General features: G+C 69.3%; 2 protein-coding genes. Both read right to left on the minus strand.

Annotation, left to right across the window (positions count from 1 at the left end; genetic code table 11):
- Positions 1-2 precede the first annotated feature (2 nt).
- Complete coding sequence (locus ACFWF3_RS30215) at positions 3-2,495, minus strand: FtsX-like permease family protein (RefSeq protein ID WP_379317059.1); 2,493 nt, start codon at positions 2,493-2,495, stop codon at positions 3-5.
- On the minus strand, positions 2,492-3,051 hold a 560-nt coding region (locus tag ACFWF3_RS30220), incomplete at its 5' end, for an ABC transporter ATP-binding protein (RefSeq protein WP_379317061.1). The genes ACFWF3_RS30215 and ACFWF3_RS30220, both read right to left, overlap by 4 nt.

Here is a 3,051-nt window from a genome sequence, read left to right on the forward strand (position 1 = left end):
GGTCAGTCCACTGCCAGCGCGGCCACGATCGGCATCCGCGCCGCGCGCAGGGCGGGCGGGATCGAGCCCAGCAGTGCCAGGCCCAGCGCGACCGCACCGTAGACCGCGATCAGCGGGCTCGGCCGGTAGACGATGTCGATGGTCATCGCATGCCCGATCGCCACCGTGGCCAGATACTGCACCGCGACGCCGACGAGCAGACCGATGGCCGCGCCGATGAATCCGATGCCCGCGGCTTCGGCGAGCACCGAGCGCAGGAGGAACTTGCGGTTGGTGCCCATGGCGCGCAGCACCCCCAGCTCCCTGCGTCGCTCCAGGACCGACAGCATCAGGGTGTTCAGCAAGGCCACCGTCGCCACCAGGACGACGATCCACAGGATCATGTTGCTCATCGCCGCACCCTGCTGGACGCTCGAGGAGATCGCGTCGACCATGTCGGCGCCGGTGTCGACATGGATTTCGCGGGGAACCATCGCGCGGACCGCGGCCTGCACCGTGTCGGGGTCGGCGCCGGGCGAATACTGGATCGACAGGATCGTCTCGCCGGGTCGCTGATACCACTCCCGCATCTGGTCGAGATTCATCATCACCACGCCGGAGACGGCGGTGAAGTACGGAATCACTTGCAGCACAGCTGTTTTGCGCTCACCGGAGGGGGTGGGCATGGTGATCTCGTCGCCGACGGCAAGCGAGAGCGACCGTGCCACGTCACGGGTGATGACCACACCTTCGCGCCGCTCCATCCGGTCGATCACCGCCCGATCGACCGCGCCGAGACGGGTATCGGAGGTACTCGGCGGATAGCCCTGCAACATCACCCGACCGCTGCCGATGGTCGCGAAGGCCATCTGGGCGGGGCTCACCCGTTCCACGCCGGGGACGTTCGCGACCCGGGCGGCCAGGCCGTCGGGCAGGACCGGCCCGGTCGGGAACTGCTCGACGGGGCTCGGACTCACGTAAAGATCGGTGTCGCCGAGACTTTGGAACGAATCGGTCGCCGACTTCACCATGTTGCCCGATGCCCCACCGAGCGCGACCACCGCCGCGACGCCGATCATCACCGTCATCGCGGTGGCCCAGACGCGGCGCGGCGCGCGTTCCAGCGTCGTCGCCCCGAGCGCGCCCGGCGCGCCGAACCAGCGGGCGATCGCCGCGGATCCGCGCACGATCGGACCGGTGGCGGCGAAACACAGGAACACCGTCGCGGTGAACGACGTGGTGATCGCGGCCAGCGACAGTCGCCCGAGGTCGACGAACGCGATAGCCACCGCCGCCGCACCGAGCAGCACACCCGCGGCGAGGGCGACCCAGCGCAACACCGAGTTGGTCGCCGCGGCATCGCTGGCCTCCACCGGCGCCAACGCCTCGACCGGGGCGACCTTGTACACCTGTCTGGCCGCGATCGACGCCGCCAGCACCGTCGCCACCACACACGCGGCGATCGCGACGGGGATCGCGTAGTTCGGCACCTGGAATTCGGTGCGCGCCTCGACCGATTGCACGATCGCGGCGGGCAGCCTGTCGATCGCGAACCGCCCCATCAGCGCACCGATTCCCGCGCCGATCGCCCCGCCGATCAGCCCGAGCATCGCGGCCTCGACGAGCAGATCACGCACCATCGGGGCCCGCTTGCCGCCGATCGCCCGCAACAGCGACAGCGTCGGCCTGCGTTGCGCCACCGCCATACTCATCGCGTTGTAGATCAAGAAGGCCGACACGATCAGCGCCGCCGCCGACGACATCAGCGTGGAATACCGCATGATCTGGATCGCGCCACCGGCCTGCGCGGTGCGCAGACTCGGCTCGGCCACCACTGCCCGGCCGTCCACCGCATCGGTGAGGGCGGTGCGCAGCGCGGCCACATCGGTGCCGGGCCGCACCACGATCTGTACCGAATCGAGCTTGCCCACCCGGTCGGTGAGGAATTGGATCAACGGCAGCGGACCCGCCACCACGTGTCCGCTGTTGAGCCGGTCGGTCGCCTCGGAGTCGAGGACGGCAGCCACCTTCGCCGTGCCTGCCCCGATCGGTACGGGGTCGCCCTCGCGCAGACCCATGGCCGCGCCGACCAGCACGCCGCGCTCGGTGCTGAGCAGCTTGGTGGTGTACTGCGACATCGGCCCGGCCAGATCGCTGCCGAGCGCGCCGATATTCTGATCCGCGCCGATCAGCAGTGCCCGGTCAGGGCCGGCGCCGAGCGTGCCGCGCAGCATCGGCACCGCCGTCGCCACCCCGGGTGTCGCGGCGATCCGGGGTAGCAGTGACTGTTCGAAGCCCGCGTCGGTGATACCGGTGATCTCGAGTTCGGCGGTGCCCGCCAGACCCTTGGTGAGCTTGTCGACCGACCCGGTGACCGACCCGGAGATGCTCAGCACCGCGACGATCAGCGCGGCCGAGACTCCCATCACGGCTCCCGACATCAGGGTGCGGCCGGGATGGCGGAGCAGTTCACCGAAGTTGAACAGCCGCAATCGATCGATGGCGGCGGCGATCATGCGTCGACCCGCGAAGCGACGCGCTCGTCCGCGCCGATCCGACCGTCGCGCAAGGTGATCACCCGGTCGCAGTAGTCGACGGAGCTCATGTCGTGCGTCACCATCACCACCGAGTTGCCCTGCGCGGTGATGTCGCCCAGCAGCGCGAGGATCGCGGCGCCGGTCTTGGAGTCGAGGTTGCCGGTCGGTTCGTCGGCCAGGATCAGCGGCGGATCCATGATCAGCGCTCTGGCCACCGCTACGCGCTGCATCTGCCCACCGGAGAGCTCCGCGGGCCGGTGCTGTGCGCGATCGCCGAGGCCGACTAGATCGAGCAGTTCCAGCGCGCGCGGCTTGGCCTTGCGTAAGCCGGTGCCGTCCAACAGCTTAGGCACGGCGACGTTCTCCCAGGCCGAGAGGGTGGGGAGCAGGTTGAAGAACTGGAAGATGAAGCCGACCTGCTCGAGTCGGAACGCGGCCTGCTGGTCTTCGTCGAGATCGCCGATCTCGGTGCCGCGGAAACGAATCGAGCCCTCATCGGGACGATCGAGCGCACCGAGCAGGTGCAGCAGAGTGC

Origin of the sequence: Nocardia sp. NPDC060220, assembly GCF_042727815.1 — a bacterium.
In the GTDB taxonomy this organism is placed as follows: Bacteria; Actinomycetota; Actinomycetes; order Mycobacteriales; family Mycobacteriaceae; genus Nocardia.

Bases quoted from the DNA above. Each gene is read 5' to 3' on its own strand.
- ACFWF3_RS30215 (WP_379317059.1), bottom strand. From the start codon at position 2,495: ATGATCGCCGCCGCCATCGATCGATTGCGGCTGTTCAACTTCGGTGAA.